This window comes from Methylobacterium sp. AC690, assembly GCF_979256535.1.
The window spans coordinates 1-3,116 of sequence record NZ_CEEDOX010000047.1; the positions used below are offsets into that span (position 1 = coordinate 1).

Below are 3,116 nucleotides of genomic sequence, written 5' to 3' on the forward strand. Positions count from 1 at the left end.
ACGCACCAGCGCCCATGGTACTGTGTCTCAAGACACGGGAGAGTCGGTCGCCGCCAGACCTGCACAGAACACGTGACAATCCCTCAAACGATCGTCGTCTTCGAAAGGCCGCCCTCCGGGGCGGCCTTTCTGCGTTTCTGAGCATCGGTCGGTCCCGACGTCCGTTGGACCATGCTCCTGCGGACAGGGGTGCGGAGGCCTGACTGGCGTCCGCAAGGTCCAGATCGGATCTGCGGACAAGCCGCTGTTCGGACAGGGCCCCTGCGGACCCTTCACCTAGCGCAGGCGGCGACCGTCTTTCGGGATGGCAGAGAGATCGAAGGCGTAGCCCTTGGCCGCCAGGGCCTCGAGGACCAGGTACTTCACGGTCACCCGGCGATCGAGGGCCTCCTGCCGCAGGGCCGTCCAGACGGGATCCGGCACCTCGACCTTCAGGACCGTCGCCTTGGTCTTTCGCCTCGCGGCAGCCCGGGTCTTCGGTGTCGGGACCGGGCTGGCCTCGGTGACCTCGGCTGGCCGGGGCGCCTCCGGAAGCCTCGGGGCGGCTGGCGGTTCCTGGGGGGCGTTCGAGGCCCGGGTGAAACCGAGGTCGCTCGTCGCGGCCGCCAGCAGCCGGGCATCCTCCGGACTCGTATGCGGCCGTGGGCGGGGTGAGGGCAGGAACGGAGGCTTGTTCATCGTCCGGCTCCCTGTTGCTCGGCCAGCTCCTGCTGCTTGGCCAGGATGGCGAGGAGTTCGTTCAGGACACCCCCCACCTCGGCGGCGGCCTTCGGGTCTCCGCCCGGCCCGGCCGGCGTCGACCCCGTGAAATGCATGGATTGGTACGCGGCCCGCTGGATCACCTCGGTCCGCAGCAGCGGGATGCCGGCGCCCTGGATCTCCTCCCGGGCATGCTGGGCGACGCGGCTCTGCAGGGGCGACATCTGGGTCAGCACCACCCGCGCGGGGATTGATCGGCGCAGCATGCGCTCGGCCCGCTGCACCACCTCGTAGGTTCGGAACACCTCCTGCAGGTCCATACCCGAGATCTTGGTGGGGATCAGCACGAGGTCCGACTCGGCGATCGCGTAGGTGACGGCTTGCGAGGCGGCGCCCTCGAGATCCACCAGGACGATCCCGTACTGTGTCGCCGCCTCCGCAATGCGGTCGAGGATGACGGTCTCCGTCACGCCCGAGATGACCGCGACGGTGGAGTCCGCCCCCGCCCGCTCACGCCAGGCGCCCACATGCCCGTTCGGGTCGGCATCGACGATGGCCACGCTCCCCCCCTGGCGCGCGAAGGCATCCGCCAGGCAGATCACGAGCGTCGTCTTCCCGACTCCGCCCTTCGTAGAGCAGACGCTGATGACCGCCATCGAACAGGCTCCCCGGGCCTCCTGGACCCCAAACCTCCCGGGCGCATCGTCCCAAGAGCCCCATTGCCCTAGCGCCCAAATTCCCAAGAACCCGTAAACCCAATTGGGTTCTTGGGCAAAAGCCCATTTGCCCATCTGTGCGATATTTGCATGATGTTTGAATAACTTACGATTGGATAAGGGGGTTGTCTCTGTCGGGCAGATCGTCTGCCGGACCCGTGACGCTATCCGGTTCGCCGAGGGAAATGCCCTGTCTCGGATCGGACGGATCGGGGAATGAACGGGCGCATCGGTCCCGGCAGGGGCCACGGATCAGGCACGGCTGCGGAGCGACGCAAGTCCCTGGTTTGACAGGAGTACCCCTCGCATGCCGAATGCGCGGTCTTCGGTCCTTGCTTGACCGGGGATTCGATCAAGGAACCACCGCCCGCCGCAGTAGGACCCTGAAACGACAACGGCCCCCCGGTCGCCAAACCGGAGGGCCGTCAAATCGGCAGTGTACTGAAAAAGACTGGAATGTCCTCAGTACATCATAGCTCCCCTCAGGAGTCAATCGAGAATGTGCATTCTCGAGGCGATGTCGCTCAGCCCGATGCGGTCCCAACCCAGGGACCACCATGTCGTTCGACCACCTACTCAGTCTCGTTAACCATGTTCCCCTGGCCGCCCTGGACGCCCTGAGCCGCGATCTGTGGCGTGCGGCCGGGGAGGGCACCCTGACGGAAGCCCAGGCCCAGGCCCTCGCCGAAGCCATCCACGGCCGCCGCAGACCGCGCGCCCAGGCCTCCGCCATTTCCCTCGGAGGCCTTGCGGTCGTCTCCTCCCGGAAGCCCCCCGAAGCGGCCGCGGAGGTCCCGGAAGCGTCCTCCGGCCAGAGCCCGGGCCAGGATCCGCGCCCCTGGTCCTATTTCCCACCCAAGCGCCCCCAGCGCTCGCCTGACCGGGCCCGCTCGCTGGAACGCCGGCGGACCCTGGCAGCCTCCGGGCCCCTGCCGCCGAAGCTCGCTTGCCGCTTCACCACGGGGGAACTGGCCGTCCTCAAGATCGTGGCCGACTCGTTCGTCGCCGAGCGCCAGTGCACGCTCTCGATCCCCGAGATCGCCGCCCGGGCCGGGGTGGGCCAGACCAAGGCGCGCCTGGCCCTGCGGATTGCCCAGAACCTCGGCCTGGTGTCCATCACGGAACGACGGGTCCAGTACCGTCCCAATCGCACCAACGTGGTTCGGATCGTCTCCCCGAGCTGGCTGGCCTGGCTGGCGCGGTGGACTGCCCCGAGCACGGCTGTCCGCCCCCCCGCTGCCGAGCCTGCAGCGCTTCAGGACAGGGGATACTCCAGCCTTCAGACCACGGGTGTGGTGGGAAGGGGGGAGGGTTCACTTTTGAGAAGCCCACGGAATCAAGGGTTTACGAGAAAAGGAGTGAAGAGACGCACAACCTGGGGATGAAACGCCGATCGGGTGGAGCTTCGGTGGCCTGTCCCGCCTCGGGATTAGGGCCGTCCCCCCCCGAAAAGCGCGCGCAACGCCAGGGTGAGCACGTGTCGAGGTCACGCGATCGGGGCAGGATTCCCGGCCTCGTCGGAGCGCGACCTCGACAGGGGCGCGCACCCGTCGCTGCGTCCGGGAGAGAACCAAACTGCGACATGTGCGTTTTCCCCGCCTCCGGCGGTTGACGGGTTGGGGCGTGATCCGTATACCCCGGTTCATCGGCGGGCGGCCAACGGGGTTGGCGGCTTGCTTTTGCATCTCCTGACGATTTGGC

At 67.5% G+C, this 3,116-nt stretch carries 3 protein-coding genes; 1 reads left to right on the plus strand and 2 read right to left on the minus strand.

Annotated features, from left to right (window positions below):
• Nucleotides 1–276 precede the first annotated feature (276 nt).
• Both AC0IY1_RS25235 and AC0IY1_RS25240 read right to left on the minus strand, forming a co-directional pair.
• The gene (locus AC0IY1_RS25235) at nt 277–678 is read right to left on the minus strand and encodes a hypothetical protein (protein ID WP_471773314.1); all 402 of its coding nucleotides are present in this window, start codon (nt 676–678) and stop codon (nt 277–279) included.
• Entirely contained in the window at nt 675–1,355 is a 681-nt protein-coding gene (locus AC0IY1_RS25240; protein ID WP_055956744.1) for a ParA family protein, read from the minus strand. Before AC0IY1_RS25240 ends, AC0IY1_RS25235 begins: the two co-directional genes overlap by 4 nt.
• A 617-nt stretch (nt 1,356–1,972) precedes the next feature.
• Between AC0IY1_RS25240 and AC0IY1_RS25245 the strand changes: the two genes are divergently transcribed.
• Complete coding sequence (locus AC0IY1_RS25245; protein ID WP_471773316.1) at nt 1,973–2,800, plus strand: helix-turn-helix domain-containing protein; 828 nt, start codon at nt 1,973–1,975, stop codon at nt 2,798–2,800.
• Nucleotides 2,801–3,116: the final 316 nt, after the last annotated feature.